This window comes from Pseudoalteromonas sp. Scap03 (genome assembly GCF_013393115.1).
GTDB lineage: Bacteria > Pseudomonadota > Gammaproteobacteria > Enterobacterales > Alteromonadaceae > Pseudoalteromonas.
Genome location: NZ_VDEU01000002.1, coordinates 132,663 through 150,701, shown reverse-complemented (window position 1 = coordinate 150,701; position 18,039 = coordinate 132,663). Strand labels below are relative to the sequence as shown.

General features: G+C 38.9%; 17 protein-coding genes. 8 read left to right on the top strand and 9 right to left on the bottom strand.

Annotation, left to right across the window (positions count from 1 at the left end; translation table 11 throughout):
• Nucleotides 1-36: 36 nt before the first annotated feature.
• Nucleotides 37-366 carry a hypothetical protein gene (locus FHG08_RS16020; RefSeq protein WP_041709269.1) on the top strand — a complete coding sequence of 110 codons (330 nt, stop codon included), beginning with the start codon at nt 37-39 and terminating at the stop codon, nt 364-366.
• Here the strand turns inward: FHG08_RS16020 and FHG08_RS16015 are convergent.
• From FHG08_RS16015 to FHG08_RS16005, 3 genes are all read right to left on the bottom strand, one after another.
• Complete coding sequence (locus FHG08_RS16015; protein WP_178957045.1) at nt 353-3,571, bottom strand: SdrD B-like domain-containing protein; 3,219 nt, start codon at nt 3,569-3,571, stop codon at nt 353-355. The genes FHG08_RS16020 and FHG08_RS16015 overlap by 14 nt on opposite strands.
• Before the next feature lie 2 nt (nt 3,572-3,573).
• Nucleotides 3,574-4,341, bottom strand: a complete 768-nt coding sequence (locus FHG08_RS16010; RefSeq protein ID WP_256729747.1) for a hypothetical protein — start codon at nt 4,339-4,341, stop codon at nt 3,574-3,576.
• A 129-nt stretch (nt 4,342-4,470) separates the two neighbouring features.
• On the bottom strand, nt 4,471-4,980 hold the full coding sequence (locus tag FHG08_RS16005) for a hypothetical protein (RefSeq protein WP_178957043.1): 510 nt from the start codon (nt 4,978-4,980) through the stop codon (nt 4,471-4,473).
• Nucleotides 4,981-5,999: 1,019 nt separating this feature from the next.
• On the opposite strand from FHG08_RS16005, the gene FHG08_RS16000 reads away from it, so the two are divergent.
• The 3 genes from FHG08_RS16000 to FHG08_RS15990 are packed head-to-tail and all read left to right on the top strand — an operon-like array spanning nt 6,000 to nt 8,268.
• Nucleotides 6,000-6,344, top strand: coding sequence for a hypothetical protein (locus FHG08_RS16000; RefSeq protein ID WP_178957042.1), 345 nt, complete (start codon nt 6,000-6,002; stop codon nt 6,342-6,344).
• Nucleotides 6,341-7,930 (top strand): PepSY domain-containing protein, encoded by a 1,590-nt coding sequence (locus FHG08_RS15995; protein WP_178957041.1) that lies wholly within the window; start codon nt 6,341-6,343, stop codon nt 7,928-7,930. The genes FHG08_RS16000 and FHG08_RS15995 overlap by 4 nt, the downstream gene beginning before the upstream one ends.
• Complete coding sequence (locus tag FHG08_RS15990; protein WP_178957040.1) at nt 7,927-8,268, top strand: DUF3325 domain-containing protein; 342 nt, start codon at nt 7,927-7,929, stop codon at nt 8,266-8,268. Before FHG08_RS15995 ends, FHG08_RS15990 begins: the two co-directional genes overlap by 4 nt.
• A gap of 220 nt (nt 8,269-8,488) precedes the next feature.
• Here FHG08_RS15990 and FHG08_RS15985 read toward each other — a convergent pair whose 3' ends face one another.
• On the bottom strand, nt 8,489-9,022 hold the full coding sequence (locus FHG08_RS15985) for a lipocalin family protein (protein ID WP_138606440.1): 534 nt from the start codon (nt 9,020-9,022) through the stop codon (nt 8,489-8,491).
• A gap of 68 nt (nt 9,023-9,090) precedes the next feature.
• Here FHG08_RS15985 and FHG08_RS15980 point away from each other — a divergent pair, with 68 nt between their 5' ends.
• Nucleotides 9,091-9,546, top strand: coding sequence for a YaiI/YqxD family protein (locus FHG08_RS15980; protein WP_138606442.1), 456 nt, complete (start codon nt 9,091-9,093; stop codon nt 9,544-9,546).
• A 1-nt stretch (nt 9,547) separates the two neighbouring features.
• Nucleotides 9,548-10,078 (top strand): hypothetical protein, encoded by a 531-nt coding sequence (locus tag FHG08_RS15975; protein WP_178957039.1) that lies wholly within the window; start codon nt 9,548-9,550, stop codon nt 10,076-10,078.
• A gap of 22 nt (nt 10,079-10,100) precedes the next feature.
• Here the strand turns inward: FHG08_RS15975 and FHG08_RS15970 are convergent, their stop codons facing one another.
• On the bottom strand, nt 10,101-10,742 hold the full coding sequence (locus FHG08_RS15970; RefSeq protein ID WP_178957038.1) for a LysE family translocator: 642 nt from the start codon (nt 10,740-10,742) through the stop codon (nt 10,101-10,103).
• A 114-nt stretch (nt 10,743-10,856) separates the two neighbouring features.
• On the opposite strand from FHG08_RS15970, the gene FHG08_RS15965 reads away from it, so the two are divergent.
• Nucleotides 10,857-11,300, top strand: coding sequence for an Lrp/AsnC family transcriptional regulator (locus tag FHG08_RS15965; RefSeq protein ID WP_226916194.1), 444 nt, complete (start codon nt 10,857-10,859; stop codon nt 11,298-11,300).
• Between the two features lie 290 nt (nt 11,301-11,590).
• Complete coding sequence (locus FHG08_RS15960) at nt 11,591-11,800, top strand: cold-shock protein (RefSeq protein ID WP_008110773.1); 210 nt, start codon at nt 11,591-11,593, stop codon at nt 11,798-11,800.
• Nucleotides 11,801-11,900: 100 nt separating this feature from the next.
• Here FHG08_RS15960 and FHG08_RS15955 read toward each other — a convergent pair whose 3' ends face one another.
• From FHG08_RS15955 to FHG08_RS15940, 4 genes are all read right to left on the bottom strand, one after another.
• A complete protein-coding gene (locus tag FHG08_RS15955; RefSeq protein WP_178957037.1) occupies nt 11,901-12,557 on the bottom strand; it encodes a class I SAM-dependent methyltransferase in 657 nt (218 codons plus the stop codon).
• A 9-nt stretch (nt 12,558-12,566) separates the two neighbouring features.
• Nucleotides 12,567-16,217 carry an SbcC/MukB-like Walker B domain-containing protein gene (locus tag FHG08_RS15950; RefSeq protein WP_178957036.1) on the bottom strand — a complete coding sequence of 1,217 codons (3,651 nt, stop codon included), beginning with the start codon at nt 16,215-16,217 and terminating at the stop codon, nt 12,567-12,569.
• Entirely contained in the window at nt 16,214-17,461 is a 1,248-nt protein-coding gene (locus FHG08_RS15945; RefSeq protein WP_178957035.1) for an exonuclease SbcCD subunit D C-terminal domain-containing protein, read from the bottom strand. The genes FHG08_RS15950 and FHG08_RS15945 overlap by 4 nt, the downstream gene beginning before the upstream one ends.
• 66 nt (nt 17,462-17,527) lie before the next feature.
• The gene (locus tag FHG08_RS15940; protein ID WP_010388711.1) at nt 17,528-17,764 is read right to left on the bottom strand and encodes a hypothetical protein; all 237 of its coding nucleotides are present in this window, start codon (nt 17,762-17,764) and stop codon (nt 17,528-17,530) included.
• Between the last annotated feature and the right edge of the window lie 275 nt (nt 17,765-18,039).

The window sequence follows — 18,039 nt, the reverse complement described above, 5'->3', positions numbered from 1 at the left end:
CACTTACTATATTGTTTTTTAATTCGCTTTAATTATATGAAACAAATATCTATTTTAATGTCTTTGGTATGTATGCTCGCTATTTCGTATGCTGTTTATGCCAAATCATCTCAAACGTTTAGTGCTGGTGTAATTGCACAAGAACAAGTTTATCCAATTAAAGTGTTACCTTTGGGTAATTTTCAACGCTGTTTTGTTGTTGCTGCGCAAAAAGAAGATGCGCTGTATTCTGCGTGTTATATTAAAAAGAGCGCGCAATCGATTTGGGTTGCCGAATCCGCGGGAGCGCGTTGTGAAATAAAATGTGAGTCGCATTTAAACAGTGATGGCAAAACACAGGTGCAGTACTTTACTACTGATTTATAGCAAAAATGCTGTGCCAAGGTTTCTTTATCGCGGTGGTGAGCCCTTCTATTTGTTTAACCACTTGCTTATCACACGCTGTTTGCTTTGCATTATGCGGCCCTGACAGCATCAAATAATGGGCTTCACCTTTTATTGCTTGCTTTGCTACGAACAGTGATGGATTTTCCCTTAGCAGTTTTTTATTAACTGATTTTTCAGAGGTATATGCACCATACTGGCAAAAGTAAGTCTCAGTTTTTTGGGTTTGCATATCGCCCCACTCCCCTATTTTTCGCCACTGTGGTGAGGCATATCGCCTTACATCAACCATAAAGCTGCCATGAAGCGCCGGTATTGAATAAACATCATTAATGGTTTGCTGTGCTTTAGCTGCATTATTATATGGGCCTGCAACGAGGTAATAGCTATCACGGTTTTCATGTTTATATAACTGCAAAGCATAGGCTGCTTTATCAATTTTATTCGCCACAATAAGTGCCGATTGAAACTTTTTGAATACGCCTAATTGCACAAAATAAGGCGTGTTTTGGTTTGCTTTAGCTGCTGTTGTTGGTTGCTTATTTAAGGTATTAGCGTTATTTGTGTATACAATGATGTCTTGCAGTATTATGGTATCGCCGCTTTTTTCAGTGATGATCTGCTCGGGAAGGTTTTTTATGGTTATGTTTTCTGATAGCTGCTCATTTTTTTCTATTTCAAGAATATAACTTCCTTGAGAAACATTAGAAAAATAATAATAACCATCATATTCAGTGACCGTTGAATAATGTTTTTCGCCGCCCTTTTCTTTAAGTACAACCGTCAGTCCTGCGATAGGTTTACTCTTTTCATTGCTCGATAGATAAATAGTCCCCTCAACCTCGTTGTAGACCACTAAAGGAATATTTACTTTGGTTTGTCCGCCTCTATGAGCTAATGTTTTAATTTTCCCTAAAGAGGGCTGCAAGTAAGGATTAGACAACGAGCGTAAATTAACATCTAAAACCTGGCCACCGTAACTGCTTGGCAGCAAGACCTTTCCGTCATTATTGGTGTATTTATCTCGCCATAGATAGTTGCCAGTAAAATTAACGTCTTGAATTGGCTCATCGCCTTGGTCAAAGATTTCATTTTCATTCCAGTCTATGAACGAACTAACTTCTATTTGCCCGGAATTTAATGAGCGAGGAGTGTCAAAGTTAAAGTCTGCTTCTAAATGATCAAAACTAAATGTGCCATTTAAACCTAAAGATAAGCGCCAATCTCCTTGATTATCAACTTGCCCTGATACTTGTATATTAAATATCTCATGGCGGTATGTATACTGATGACTTAAAAGCGTATTTGCTGCAGAGTTAGACTGATAAGTCAGCTGTGTTTGATTGAAGGTGCTTTGTGTTTGTGGCCAACGTAAACTACTTCTCAAACGAGTAAGTTCTGCGCCATTATTAGTCTGCCAATCTAAGGTGTTGGTCCATTTCCAAGAGGCAATATCCATTGAAGAATAAAGCCGGTTTATTAGGTTATTCGTATCGTCATCATAAAATAGTTGGCTTGACCATGTTCCTCCGATATAACTTTTATTGATACCTAATGAGAGTCGGTTTTTAGTGTTGGTATTTTCACGTACTTCATTGCTCCATCTCATATTCCAGTTAAGGGAGTTAAAGAAATCAGTCCGACCATTTAGGCTCAATAACAGCCTATTTTTGAGTGAGTTCTCTTGTGCTACAAATAAAGCGCTAGAAAAGTCATTAAGGGCACTGTATTCAACATTAACACTGATGTCGTTAAAAAGTGTATCAGAAAGTAGGCCTCTAAAGCCGGCAAAATAAGCATAGCCAGCATCGAGTTGTTTTGTGGCTAGAAAACGGTAACTGCCGTGATCTGTAAGTGTATTTAGCCCCGATGATAGGTAGCTGCTGTTATCTTGGTCAGTTTGCAAATGAGTAACTTGAGCGTCATAAGTGATAAATTCACTAATGCCATATGATAGATTGCTTTTAAAGGAATTGCTCATCGCTGTTGAAGCGTTATTAGATTGATTAAAAACGCTTTTATCTGCTTCTAAAAACTCTACTTGATAGCTTATTTTTCCGGGCGATAGAGCGTCTTGTCCTATTGTATATTTTTGAGTGCGTGTAACTTGCTCGCCTTGTGAGCCAAAAAGTTTAATTTCAAAAATATTGTTGCCGTAAAACGTTTCAACATCGGTAAATCGAACCAAATTTTCGTCGTTAGCTTGAGTAGTGGCAATAAATTGACCATTTCGATACAGCTCCGCTTGCCAGCCCGGTAATGCGGGTTCTTCAATGGTAATGGTTGAAAAGTTTTGTGCCGAATGTGGGTTAGCATTTGAAATATAAAATCCCCGACCTTGATTTGAGCTAGTAATAAGCTGATCTGATTGAGATTGAATATCTCCCAATTGGTAGTGAATGCGTGCCAGTGAGTGATCTTGTTCACTTAAATTAAAGTCTTTAGTTACTTTTAAAAAGGTATTAGCGGTGTTTTCGTTTTTGTTGAATCGTAGTTCAGCTCGATGATGAAATAAGTCAAAGTAGCTATTAAGCCTGAGCAGCCCCTTATAACGATTATTAGACGATTTATAGCTTGCTGATAATGAATATTCAGATACCGGATAGGTCAGCGTTTGGTATTGGTCGTCTATAAAGTGGTCGTATTGCAGTGCTTTGGACTTAATTTGTTTTGTAATACCACTCGTTACTTGGTTGTTATTATAAGTAAGCAAGCTACTAGAAAATGAAACCTGCATCAGTGAGTAATCAAAGCGCGAGTCGGTATTTAAAAGTGTATTTATGACGGATAAATCAACATAGTGGTCGTAGTCATCGACAGCCCACAATGAAACATTTTCTGAGGGGGCTAAAGTTGAGGAAAGCTCAGCATTGAGAACCAGCTCACTTGCGTCAACTTTAGCAGCCAGTGTATTTTGTGACACATTTAAGCTAATTCCCATAGTCGATTTCAGGGCGCTTATGGGCAATAGCAATTTATTTGATTTTGAATAGTAAGCTTCTAAATCAGAGACAACTGAGCGCCCATTTACCCTGACATTTATAATCACAAAAGACTCCTCATCAATAGGCCATTGATAAAGAGTCGGTAACTGCTTTGCGATGATTGCTTTGGGTGCAATTAACAGTAATGTACAAAGTAACAAGCGAGCCGTTATACCGTAGTATAAGGCATTAATGTGTAGCATTTTTATTTGATATTAATGGGAATCGCTAACTCTATTTTACCGCCATAAAGTTCGTTTTCTTTGTAGTTGAGTGTCAAAGGCCCAGTTACTGGGGCTTGTAAAGTGATGTATACCTTGCGACGAGATAGAGGGGTATAAACGGCCACATTGGCTATTTCACCAACCATTACATTATTCTCATCAACTAATTCAAAGTTTCCATACACAGAGCGATTCCCTGTGAGTGTTTGCCAAAATGTTAGAGTCGGGCGCCCATTTTGAGTAATTAATTGCGGGTTTATTAATTCTGAGTCAGCCTCTAATTGGCCATGACGAACAATAACAGGCACGCTGTAAGCAACTTTAGGCCTAATACTTATTCCATCAGCGTCAAGGTTTTGTGATTCAGAGGCTATGATTTTAAGCACCGCTCTGTATTCGCCAACAGCAAGCTCGGCTTTTTTGCGAACGGTCATTCTGATAGCTTGCATCCCTTTGGGTGCAATAGTACCGCGACGTGGTGAAAACCTTAGCATGTTTTTGGCAGAGCGCCCTTCAACTTGTTGTGGGGTAACATCTATAAGCGCTCCTTCTTCGGTCATATCTTTATGGGTAACAACAAGTTTAAAATCGAGATTTTTATTAGAGGTATTGCGGATAAGTAGTGAATTATTTTTAGTACGCCCATCAAAGTATAAACGGTATTCAGACAACGCAAGGTTGGCATTACAAATTTCAGGTAGTAAAAGAGTTAGGCAAAGGGTAGCCCAACAAAAAAGTTTAAGAATCATGGGACAACTCAACAACATGATAATAAAAAGTGGAGCGCGATGCTCCACACATTTTATTTTTAATGCGCAATTACGCAAAAAAAAATAAACTGAGGCTAACTTAGTAAGTTAGCCTCAGCTTTCATAGTCTTATTGGAAAGACACATCTACAGTATAATCTACAGTGTAAGCAGCGCCCGCTGTCAGTGTAGAATCAACCGTCATATCACCATATACACTAACAGTAATATCTGTTGCACTTGCATCAGTAGTGAAAGCAGACGCAACATTGTCAGCAGTTGTTACACTGGTTGTGCCATCTGTAGCCGTTGTTACTGGAGCAAAAGTTAAGTTAGTGCCTGTGCTTCCAGATACAGTAATATTCATTGCTGAATTTGGCGCTAAACCAGATACAGTAATTCCACCTAATTGAATGTTTGCATCTGACGCATCACAGTCACCCGATACAACGCCTGCATTATTCATCGTACAGGTTGAGCTTGTAGATAAACGAATTTTACCAAAGTGAAGTGCGCTATCCTCTGCAAAAGTAGGCTCAGTCCAACCATTTACACTTGCTTGAAATGTTTGGTTAGATGCAAGTAAAGAAGTTGATGAGATTGCTAGTAAAGCGGAAGCTGCAAAGATTTTTTTATTCATAGTTTTTCCATTTTTAAAAATTATTATTTTTTTACTTCCATGCAAGTTAGTTTAGAGGAGAACCCCAATCCATTGTTTCGGATTTAAACACAGTTGTTATCAAAAAGGAATTTTTTGTTAACGCTGTTGCTGTTTTTAGGGTGTTTATGATACAAAATCATTAATTTTAATCAGGAAAATGCAACGAGAAAAATAACACCGATACTAATTTTATTTTAACGCTTGTGGGACTTAGTTTTAGGTTTGGCCAGAGTGGTTCAACTGATGCTGAGCCTATAATGATGTTTATCAATCATTATTTATTTTCCTAGAACTATTATGTAAGGCAGTACTAACGCTTTTTGCCTTAAGCTCTATGCTTAAACGGTAAAAAATCTGCTGCAAGAAGTATGTGAAATGCTCATTAATTGAGCATAAATTACTCATTGTATTTCATCGTCGTATGCATGATTAAAGTCATTACAATTTAAACTCATATATTTAAGATCAGATTTTTACTAACTTACCGCTTTAAAAGTATAAAACTTAATTTTTTACGCACGTTTTTTCAGCGTTTTGCTTCATTTTTAGCTCTCTCAGTTAATCAGTTAGTAAAAAATCGGTTTATATAGGCGATATTTTATACCTTGTTAGTAAAATACTGATCCTAGATTATCTGAAGGATACTTAATGTTTAAAAGGTCTTTGATTATTAACTACTTGTATCAAAACTTCTGTTTGGGCTGTGTAAAAACTCATTAAAAAAAGTGCTTTTAGCTAAATTTTAATTTCATATACTGACGGATGTTTACTGCGGCTATATATATTTCGTCGGTAACAACAACACATCTAGGAAGGCCTTTCCTTATACGTGTTGTTTTATTACTGGTTGTTAATCTTAATGTAGATCAGTATTTAACTAACTCAATTTAATGCTTATCACTGCATTCAAATACAAATAAGAATTACTATCTTTTGTGTTTGTTGGCGTTATAATATCGCCATCTTTTTTAGCTATGTTTAAAAGGAATTTGCAGTATATGCAGGCCTCTAACCGTCTTTTAGACTTTCCCAAACCCGCTTTTTCTATGTTATGGCAATTTATGCAGCGCTTTAACTATGAATTAGCGGTTTTATCGCGTTTTTTTGTCGCCATTGTGGGCGGGTATTTTTTTACTGCCGTCAGTGTGTCGCTGTTAAGTGTTATGGTGCCGGTCTCTAAAGTTGACGCGGTTCTTTTAAGTGTGTCTGCGAGTATTTTAATTTATGCACTGGTGTTTATTTATAGTTTTTATCTTCAGTCGTTAAAAACAGTTTGGATCAGTATTTTACTAAGTATTGCAGTGCAATTTTTTATATTGTCGTTAATGAAGGGATGGTTATGAAAGGGAGTTTTTTTCGCTCAATGACCTGGTTACATACATGGGTAGGTTTACTCGTGTGTTGGTTACTGTATTTAATATTTTTTGCAGGCACCATCAGCTTTTTTAGAGATGAAGTTAGTTTATGGAATCAGCCAAGTATTCATAATATTGAGCAGCAGACAGACCGTATTGGCGCGCAAAAGCGACAAATAATAAGCGGCGTTGATTATTTAAATACCCAAGCACCTAATGCCCCTAATTGGCGTATAACACTCCCAGAAGAGCGTGTACCCTATTTAACGTATGGTTATGCTAAGCCAAAAGAGCCAGGGCAGCGCAGAGCCTCTTTTGAAAACACCCGTATAGATCCAAATACCATGCAGCCTCTAGCACCCTTTGTAGATACCCGAGGGGGAAATTTCTTTTATCGCCTGCATTTTGATTTACATTATATTGATGTAAAAACAGCGCGTTGGATTGTCTGTTTTGCTAGTTTATTTATGCTTATTGCGTTGATATCAGGGATAGTAATTCACAAACGCATTTTTAAAGATATGTTTGTTTTTAGAGCTAATAAAGGCAGTCGTAGCTGGTTAGATGTACATAATTTAAGTTCTGTATTTGCCTTACCGTTTCATTTAATGATTACCTATACCGGCATTATTACTCTGATATTTATGATATTTCCCTACCCCGCGCAAACCGTTTATGAAAATGGAATACGTGGTTTTTTCAATGATGTTTCGCCAAGTAGTCCTGTAACAGAATCATTGCAAGGTACTGCACCTTTAGTGCCTATCAATACTGTTTTAGATCAGGTTTATACTAAGTGGCCAGAGGCTGATATAACTCGGGTAATTATTAATAACCCGAATAAAGCCGCTGCAACTATTATGGTTTTGGTGAGCCCTGGTAAAACATTAAGGGATCAATCACCCCGTTTAATTTTTAGCGGAGCGAGTGGTGAACTTGTTGCTCAAACTGATGATGAACTCACTGGCAGTAAGGCGCTATATGAATCATTAAACTCAATGCATACTGGGCGTTTAGCAGAACCATTATTACGTGTTTTATATTTTTTAGGCGGCATTGCCGGCTGCATAATGATAGCGACAGGCTGCATAATGTGGGCTAAGCGCTTACGCGAAAGAATGAAAAAAAATACTCAGCCATCTTGGGGGCTAAAGCTCGTTGAAGGGTTAAATCTAGGAACATTGATGGGACTACCCTTGGCTACATCGGCTTTCTTTTTGGCTAATCGTTTACTCAGTAAACAGGTTGCTGAGCGCTCGGATAAAGAAATACTCGCTTTCTTTTTAACTTGGCTATGTGTGTTCATCATTGCCTTTGTAAAGCGTGACAAGTTGCAGTGGTGTGTGATGGCTGCCATAAACAGTATTGCTTGCTTTAGTGTGCCACTTGTTAATGCGATAACAACAGAGGGTAATATATTCAGTTACTTGCGTAACGAGCAGTGGGCATTATTTATGTTTGACAGTCTTTTTCTAGCAATTGGTTTGCTGTTTTTGTTACAAACCGAAAAATTACGTACTGCTCTGCAAGCTAAAAAACCAACTCCAATAAATACTCAGGAGCAAAAAGTATGATTGCCTTGCTTCCTTTTAGTTTATGTTTGCTGGCTTTTAACTGCTTTGCGCTGGCTAAGTTTAATCATTTTAAGGATGTTTTTAATAAGCGCCCTACTCAACAGCAGCGTTTGGTTTTATTGAGTGTTGCTTGGATCAGTATTTTACTAAGTTTACTGTTATGTGTTAACGAATTAAAAGGTTATGGTGGTTTGCAATTTTGTGGCTATATGACGTTAAGTGCTTTAATTGTAATGATTTTTTATAGCTTTTTGGTGAGGTTAACTAAACTTTTTAACTTACTCATATTAGTAATATTGGCCATGAGTACGTTATTTTTTGGTTTAAATGGGCTTTAGTTAGTAAAAACCTGATCCCAAAAAATAGGCTAAATTGCGGAAAAAAATGGCAAGCCATCAGGCTTGCCAATTAAAAAAGGGGGATTGTCATTATGTCTTCACCTGCCTGTCTATTTGCAGATGCGGCTAATATAGCCTTGCTTTATTTAACTTACCTTACAGTAAGGTGATCGTTTTATTACAGCTAAGGTTATTTGTCATACTCTCATGTAAACCCCCTTTACAGCGGTTTTTGATTTACCCAAATAATTTCGTCAGTTGCAAACCCAAGCGCCTTTACTTGGCTTAAAAAGTGCTGCTTAAGCTCTTTGCTTACTGTTGGTGTGCGTGATAAAAACCATAAGTAATCTTTGCTATAACTGGTAATAAAGGCATATTGATAATCAGGTTGGTCGAGCTCAAAAATAATATAGGCACCATAAAACGGCCCAAAAAATGACACTTTAAAATGCCCTGTATCGGTGTTTTCTACAAATTTAGCTAAGCCTTCGGCTTCGTCCCACTGCTGATCTTTGCTAATAAATCCTTTGTTTAATACCTTTACCGTTCCATCATCGTTAATTGAGTAGGTGGCTGTTACTTGTTCCATCCCTTGTTCAAAAGAGTGGTCTAATCGTGCTATCTCATACCACTTGCCTTGGTACTTTTCTAAATCAAAGTTTTTAACAGGGGTTATTCCTTCCGGTGCGCTGGTACAGGCACTGAGTAAAAACATAGCAGTAATAAATAATGCGGTTTTAAAAGCGAGTTTCATGTTGTTTCCTTTTCTTTAGAAATTGCTATAGGATCGCTCTAATACTAAAGCAATTTAAAGAACTTAGCATGAAAATTTGGGTTGATGCTGACGCTTGTCCGGTGGTAATAAAAGAAATTTTATTTAGAGCTGCAGAGCGTACGCATACAGAAACAATACTGGTTGCAAATCATGCCATGCGCATTCCACCATCAAAATTTATTAGCCGACTGCAAGTGTCATCAGGCTTTGATGTGGCTGATGATGAAATAGTTAAACGAGTTGAAAAGGGTGATTTAGTGATCACTGGAGATATTCCGCTAGCTAGCGAAGTGATTGATAACGGCGGCCAAGCGCTTAATCCGCGCGGTGAGCTTTACACCACTGAAAACATTCGCTCCTTACTAAATGTACGCGACTTTATGGATACTATGCGCTCAAGCGGCGTAGAAATGAGTGGTGGGCCGCCTCCGTTAAGCCAAAGTGACAGACAAAACTTTGCTAACAACCTTGACCGTATTTTAGCGCAAAATAAGAGTAGTTAAGGTGAGCAGCCAGTTAATAGGGTTAGGTGATGACTCATTTAGAGTTGCTGTGTATGTCGCAAAAGCGCCCCCTATGCCCTACTTTGAAACACTAGAGCAGCTAGAGCCTGTGGTTAGTGGGCAAATAAACAGTATAAATCAGCACTGTGGCAATGGCTGGCGAAAAGTCTTTAATGTGTACGCTAAAGTGTTATTTGCGCTGCCAAGCGAGTATTACTCATTTGCTAAACAAGCAGTGAGCTGGCAAGCATATCGAGATGAGCTGTTGTTACAGCAGCATAGCGGGACTGCATTACTCTTTAGTGCGCCTGTGCTCACTGAGCATAAAAACCAGTTGCACATTATTGCTGGGCGAACTCACGCTAAAAACTTAATACAACAAGGTAAATTAAACGCCCAATTTGATTGGCTTGATGATGAGTTTGCTATAGATAAAAGCCAGAATATTATTGTGTGCCCCTATTTTGATTATAGGCAGCTGAGTAATATTAAAATTGCCCGTTTGAGTGAATTAGTGGCTCAGCTAAGATAAGCCACTTTCTTTTTTGCTACTGTTACACGACGTGAGTTAGTTTTTGTGCGCTATCAACTAGCATTAGTGAGCCCAAAATAAACAGTACACATGCCGATGCACGCCCAAACTTAAGCGACAATGCGGGATTGTTACTAAGGATTTTTCTGGCACTTATCCCTATTAACCAATACACCAACGCACAGCCTACTAAATGAATTACACTCAGTACCAGCAATTGTTCAGTGATAGAAAACGATAAAGTTGGCAACACAAACTGTGGTAACAAGGCTAAAAATAACAGCATTACTTTAGGGTTTAAACCACTAATGATAAAGCCCTTTCTCATCCACTTTATAGGCGTGTCTGAGGTGTGTTGTTGGCCATCGTTATAGGCTGCAGGCATGGGAGGAAATCGGTATAGTGATACGGCAATCCAAATTATGTATAAAGCGCCGAACAAGGTTAACAGCTTTATAAAAATAGCATGCGATGCTAATAGCGCACCTAACCCTACCACCACAATTAAACTGGCCATTAAATGCCCAAGTATTAACCCTGACACCGCAGGAACAATTTTATCGCCTGCTATTCCTGCGCTAATTGTATAAGCCCAATCTGCACCAGGGGTGAGAACAAACAAAATTGATACCAGCCAAAAAGAAAAAATAATATTAATATCCATAGCGCTATAACCTAAAATAAGTGAGTAACTATTTTATTTCTTTCTGATGAGTAAAAGTTACTGTATTTTACTAATATAAGCGTTCATTTTAGGAAATAATTAACTATGGATACCATGGATAGGAAAATTCTTGCTGAATTACAAGTCGATGGCAGACTTACCCTCTCTGAATTGGCTGATCGTGTTGGGCTAAGCGTGTCGCCCTGTCACCGCCGTGTTAAAGAGCTTGAGAAAAGCAAAGCAATTGTGGGTTACCGCACCGAAATATCACCTGAGAAAGTGGGTTTAAACTTTTCTGCGTTAGTATTTATTACTATTAAAGAGGGCGATAAAGTGTCGTTAAGCAAATTAGAGCAAGCAGTGGATGCTATTCCTCAGATCACCAATGCTCAGCGGCTATTCGGTACACCTGATTACCTGTTACATGTCGTTACTAAAGATTTAGCCGCGTTTCAGCAACTCTACGATGACAAGCTATCAGCCCTACCAGGTGTACAACGTTTAACCTCAACCATTGTAATGAAAGATATTGTAAGAGCGCGTAATTTGCACTTTTAACAGGTTACGTTTTAACACGAAGTTTAAAAAGTTAAGCCGAGGACGCTGTAAAGCCTATTATGAGAGGCTTTACAGTTGTATATAAAAATAAAGTATAAATAAAGCTTGTTATAAACTGTATTGCTGTTATTCTGCTTGCCATCGGGTTGATAGAAAGCCCAGTTTATTTGTAAGTACCACGTTGTTATTAGTAATAATCCTTCGCGATATCCTCAAGTTAAATGTTTGTTTTCTTCCTGTTAAACGCCTATTTTAAGGCAATTTTTTATTTATTTTTTTAGGATATTATTATGTCTAATACAACTACTGGTACTGTAAAATTTTTCAACGAAGCTAAAGGTTTTGGTTTTATTGAGCAAGAGTCTGGCCCAGACGTTTTCGCACATTTCAGTGCAATTTCAGGCGACGGTTTCAAAACTTTAGCTGAAGGCCAAAAAGTACAGTTTAGCGTAACTCAAGGTCAAAAAGGCCCGCAAGCTGAAAACATCGTTTGCATCTAATTTAAAGGGAGTGGGCTTTATAGCGCACTCACCACGCTAAACTAACGTTAAGCGATAAAGCTAATATCAATACGATATTAGCTTTTTTTTTGCAAAAAATTTATACCACGTACCCACTAAAACCAAGTGCTTTAAAGTACAGTTTTGGAATGCCAAAGCCACATTCATTAAGTAACTCACTAAAACGCATCCGATCAAGCGGGTAAAACTCACGCTCTAAGTTATGTGCCATTTGCGTTTTTCCTGCTTCACTAAGGCCAAGCTCTTTGCATGTATTAAGTTGTGCCTCTCGTTCAAACGTGGTTTCTGGGCGCATTAAATCAGCAATAAATACTGGTGCAGATTTTTTAAGATTATTTTTAATCCCCTTTAATAACTGCTTCTTATCGCCGTTATCTTCAACAAAATGCATCACCAATAAACATAATACCGCGTCGGCTTTAACTTTTAATTTATCTACTGGTTGGCACTCAATGCTGATACGTGCATCAATACCTTGCTCTATAAAGCGTTGCTTAGCAATGGCTAACATGTCGGCCGAGGTATCTTGAGCGGTAAACTGCCATGTAGAATTAATATTCGCCAGCGCTGCGATTTCTTTACCTGTGCCTGCGCCTACCACTAAAATATGGGCGTTATCAGTTAACGTAGCGCTTAGCTGTGCGTTGGTTAGTTGATGTAATAGCTCGTAACCTGGGACTAAACGGGTAATACGGTTATCATACTCTTGTGCTTCTTCGCCTGTAAAAGTGGGCATACTATTTCCTTAAATTACGTTTATGGTGGAGTATCCACCCGGTTTTTTAGCGACATGAATTTGCGTTGCAACGCGTTCGCTCATTTCACTTACATGTGAAATCACACCGACCTTTCTACCTTGCGCTTGCAGTGAATCTAGCGCGTCCATTGCAATACTAAGTGTTTCACTATCTAGTGTACCAAAGCCTTCGTCAACAAATAACGAGTTAATTTGCACTTTGTTTGAAGATAAAGAGGCCAGCCCTAATGCAAGTGCCAACGATACTAAAAACGATTCTCCCCCAGAGAGTGTGTTTACAGAACGTTGTTCATCGGCCATATCGCGGTCAATAATCGCTATATCAAGTGAATCAGCTATTGCTGTGAGTTCGTAACGCTTATTCAGCGTTTTTAAATGGCTATTAGCATAATGTAGCAATATTTTTAGTGTTTGTGTTTGCGCTAAATTACGCATTGTTTTGCCGGTTGCATCACCGAGCACTTTATTAAGTAAATGCCATTGTTCTACTTGTTGTTTAAGTTTGCTTAGCTCAGCCTGCTTGCCCTCAAGAGCTTTAGCATTTTGGTTGTGCTGCTCGATGGCAGTATTAATCGTAAGTAAGTTATTTTGTAATTGTGTTTGCTGCACAGTTAATTGAGTTTGTTGCTCAATTAACTGTGCTTCGCTGTTTGCTGGCTTATTATTTTGCTGATGCTGCTCATTGGTATTTTGCTGTTGTTTTAGCGCGGCACGAGCATCAACTAATGCTTGAGATAACTGCTCGCTATGCTTTAGCTGCTCTTTAATATCGTCATTACTTATAGCCAGTAGCACCTCGATTTGCTGATGGCTAATATCAGCATAAAGCGCGCTAAATTCTTCAAACCAAGCACTATAGCGTGTTTCAAGTGTGGCTAGCTCTTGGCTGTTATCGGCGAAGCGCTGCTCAAGGTTTTTAAGCGTAATAGCGTGCTCATCGCGCTGTTTTACGGCGCTATCGTGTGCCTGTTGACTCTGATTTAATTCACTCTGGCACTGCTCTACTTGCCTATTCAGCTGAACCTGATAATCATCAGCGCTAATCGTTTGGTTATCGATTAACGCTAAGCGCTGTTGCTGAGTATTGTTGTGTTGTTGCTGTGCTTTAGTTAAATCGTCGTTGAGCGTGCTAATTTGCTGCTCAGCTTTAGTAATAAGGGGAGTTAGTTGCTGCAGCTGTAAATTAGCGCTGTCTAATTGCTTTTGAGTTTGCTCAAGTTGTAGTTGCTGATGTTGATACTGCTCTACTTGCTCACCTAGCTCGCTTAGCGTTAACGCGCCGGTTTGCAATGTTTGCCAAAATTGACTGTTTTCAAAATGAGAATTCAGCTCACTTATAAGTGCTTCGCGTTGGCTGAGCAATTCCTGGTGCTTATTATTAAGCATGGTGAGCTGATTGTTCAGTTCAACATGCTGGGTATTTAATTGTTGCTGAGCAGTCTGTTCTTTTTTAGCCGTGTTTTGCAGTTGGTTAACCGTTTCTTGCAACTGGTTTTGTTGTTTTTGTGCTGAAAAGTACTGCGCTTTTTGCTCGCTTAATTGTTTATGGGTGTCATCAAGCTGCTCAACGCTCAAGTCATTAAGATCTGTTTTAGCCGCTTGCATGGTGTTTTTAATGTCCAACATTTTGGCTTGGGCATCAGCAATCGCTTGGCTTTGCTGCTTATGCTCAGCGACTAAAACAGCATGTTGCGTTTGATGTTGATGTAGCTGAGTTTGTGCATCTAAGTGCTGCTGCTTAGCGCCAGTATAAGTATTTTCAAAGTCGGTTATTAAGTTATTAAAAGGTTGGCTTTGATTGTTTGCAAACGGATGCTCAGTGGCTCCACAAACCGCACATGCCTCATTAGGCAGTAGTTGTGCGCGTAAATGTTCAACATGTTCACTCGCACGCAGCCGTGCTTGATTAAGCGATTGCTCGGCGTGTTTAAGTGCTTGCTCTTTACTGCTTAATTGCTCACGCAGTGTGATGTTAGTTTGTTCACTCTGAGTTAGCTTTTCTGCTGTAGTACTTTGTTGCTGCACTGTGTGCTTTAGTTCTTGATTAAATTGCTTATAACGCGCTCGCTGATCTTTTAAATAATCAATGCTTTTAAGCTGATTATCGCACTGCTCAATATTAAATTGCTCTTGCTGCTGGGTGAGTTTATTTAGGTTTTGTTTTTCAGTGCTTAGCACTTGCTCTGCATGTTCAAGCTGTTTATTTTGCTCATTAAGCTTGGTAGCGAGTGTGCTTAGCTGCAAAGTAGTTGCTTGCTTTTGTTGCTCGAGTATTTTTAATTGCGTTGTAGTATTAAAAAACTGCTTAAAGCTGTGATTAAAATAGTTCCAATCAGTGGCCAATGGCTTTAGTTGATTGTTTTCCTGTAACCATTGCTGATGCTGAGCACTTTGTGTTGTTGCCTGTTCTACGCTGAGTTTATTTTGTTGTAACTGCTGTTGTAATTCGCTTAATTGCTGCTGCTCTTTGGCTTTTTGTTGTGTCAGGCTTGTTATACTTTGCGTAAAAATAGCTAATTGACTGTCGAGCTCACGTGCCTTTGTAATCAGTGGCTCAGCCGTTTGTTTTTGTTGTTTTGCTGTTGCTAAGTCGCTTTGTTGTTTTTTAACCTTACTTGCTTGTTCATTAATAAGCGCGGCATGATCCAGCGCGTTTAATTCCTTTATTTGCGAATTTAACTGGCTGTTTTGCACCGTTAAGCTTTTAAAGCGCTGGCGATTGTCTTTAATTTCAAGCGCACTTTGTGCTTGTTTTGCTTGCTCACTTTGTGCTTTAACCGCATTTAGTGCATCACTTGCTTGTTGCTCGTTTTGTTGAGCCGCTATTAATGCTTGCTCTAAACTGTGTGCTTGTTTATACCAATTAACACCCTGCTCTGTGCTGGCCAACGTTGTTTTTATGTGTTCAGTTTGTTTTTTAAGTTCATCAAGAGTTTGTTTTTTCTCACTTAGCTCTTCATCAGACAATAACGCATAACTGGCTAAGCTGGCTGTTAGTAATTCAAATTTATCTTTAACTGCTTTATTACGCTCAAATATACGTTGGCCAATTCGACTAAATTTATCGGTGCCAGTAAGGCACTCTAAAAGTTGTGCGCGCTCATCGCCGGTGGCTTTTAAAAAGGCGGCAAACTCATGTTGTGCTAGTAGCACTGCACGGGAGAATTGCTCAAAAGTGAGGCCTATTTTATTTTCAATGGCTTTGATGGTGTTGCTTTTTTCGGCAATTAAGGTTTCATCAGGTAAGCTATGCAAAGTATGCTCGGCTACTTTTAGTTTGCCGGTTACTTTTTTATGCGTGCGTTGAATACTGTAGCGTGCTCTATAAAGTTGCTGATTTTGCCCGCTAAAGTCCACTTCCGCATAGCCTTCCCATTTCCCACGGCGCAATAAATTGCGGGCATCGTTAAGCTTTATGTTGTCGCCGTTAAAATCAATTAGGTTACCTTTGTCGCCTTTCAAACGAGCAGTTTTCGTATAAAGCGCTAAACAAATGGCATCAAGTACGGTACTTTTTCCCGCGCCGGTGTCACCTGTAATGGCAAATAAACCTGCGTCTTTGAGTGGGGATGCTAAAAAGTCGATTTCGGCATCAGCAATGGAGGCTAAGTTATGAATACGCACGGCGGTTATTTTCATAGTAGCTGCTCCTGTTCAAGTTCATCAATAACGTTGGTTAATAGTGCTTTTAATTCACTGGGAACAGTTTCGCCAGCCATATCTTTGTCGTTATTAAAGGCTTGTTCGAGCAAATTAATTGGGTTGAGCATTTCCACAAAGCTTAAATCCTCAAATACCGTTTCTGAAGAATTATTCACTTGCTGATCGCGTACCCGTTCTATACCACAAAAGTTAACCTGCTTGCCTTTTAGTGCTTGTTCAATTTGTTCACGAAAAGTGGTGTCAATATCACTGGATTTTAGCTTTACTCGTAAATATGGCGCTATTTCGTATTGTTGTGTATCGAGTGCTTTTATTTGCTCGCATAGCTTGGCTAAAGGGACGCACTCCCCCTCGGGTAATACAATTACTTCAGCGAGCCTAGGAATGTAAAGGGGGTTTACAGTGGTGCTTAGCGGTTGGTCTTTTTGTACGTTAAACTCAACCACGTTGACTTGATGGGTATATTTCCTTTCTGAAAACGACATTGGAATAGGTGTACCGCTGTAGCGAATGTACTCATTTTTAGCCACTAACTGTGCTTTGTGTAAATGCCCTAGCGCTACGTAATTGGCATGCTTACCAAATACTGACGCTGAAATGGCCTCTTCACCGCCAATGACTAAGTTACGCTCAGAATCACCAGAAATATTTCCACCTTTGGCATGTAAGTGACCCATAACAATTAAAGGTGTACTTTCATTGGTAAGTGTTAATGCATGTTCAAATGCTAGTTGGTAAGCTTTAGCAACGCCTTGTGCGTAACTTGGGCCATCCTCGCTCTGGCTAAGCGTACTTATATCGCTGGTTCGTAAAAACGGCATAGCGATTACTACAGCGTGTTTGTCGTTATTATTAATTGTTATTACCACGTCATTTGGATTGGCGGGATCAAACCGGCCTACAACATGGGTATCAAACTGGGCTAATAAGGGCTGAGCAGCCAAAATACGATTAGCAGAGTCATGATTGCCGGCAATTATGACCACATGTAATTGTGGGCACTGTGCTTTGGCATTTTTTATAAATTGATAGAGTTGGTTTTCGGCGCTAGCACTGGGGGTGGCAGTATGATAAATATCGCCCGCAACAAGCAATAAATCGATTTGTTGGCTAACGAGGGTGGTTAATAACCAAGAGAAAAAAGCATGATGTTCATGACGGCGATCATGTTCATAAAATTGCTGACCTAAGTGCCAGTCTGAAGTGTGAAGAACTTTCATTTTGCGCTCTTAAAAAACCATAAGAGCGCCAATATACCCAAGGCAATTAAAGATGCAAGTATCGCTTTAGGTTAAAGTATACCAAGCAATAAAAATAACCGGCAAAGCAGCAAGCGCAATTGTTAAAGGCCACTTTAATGCTTTTGCTTTTTTTGCCTGTAATACTGCTAGTGCGTTTGTTTCATTACAAGCAGCCACTTTATCAATATACAGGTAGCCTGAGTTAATATACTGCTTACAATTTTGCACGTCTGCTGGTATTGCAATTAGTTTTTGCTGCTTTTTTAGGACATAAAAATCCATAAACTCACCACACTTAATACGACTAGTTAGAACAAAAAATATTTGAGAGAAACACTAAAAAAGTACCCTCAAATTAAAAAAGTGGGCGATTCTAATTACAAACCATAGTAAAGATCAACCTAAAACTGCGTTTTTTAGTATTTTTAATGAAAATAGCTGTGTTTTTTCATTTTATCTCTACTTTTAGTGATACTCAGCCTATTTTGTAAACCCCCTTTACAGCTTAGTTTTTTATGTAAATTGCTAAACAATTTAGTTAAATGTTGTTGTGTAAA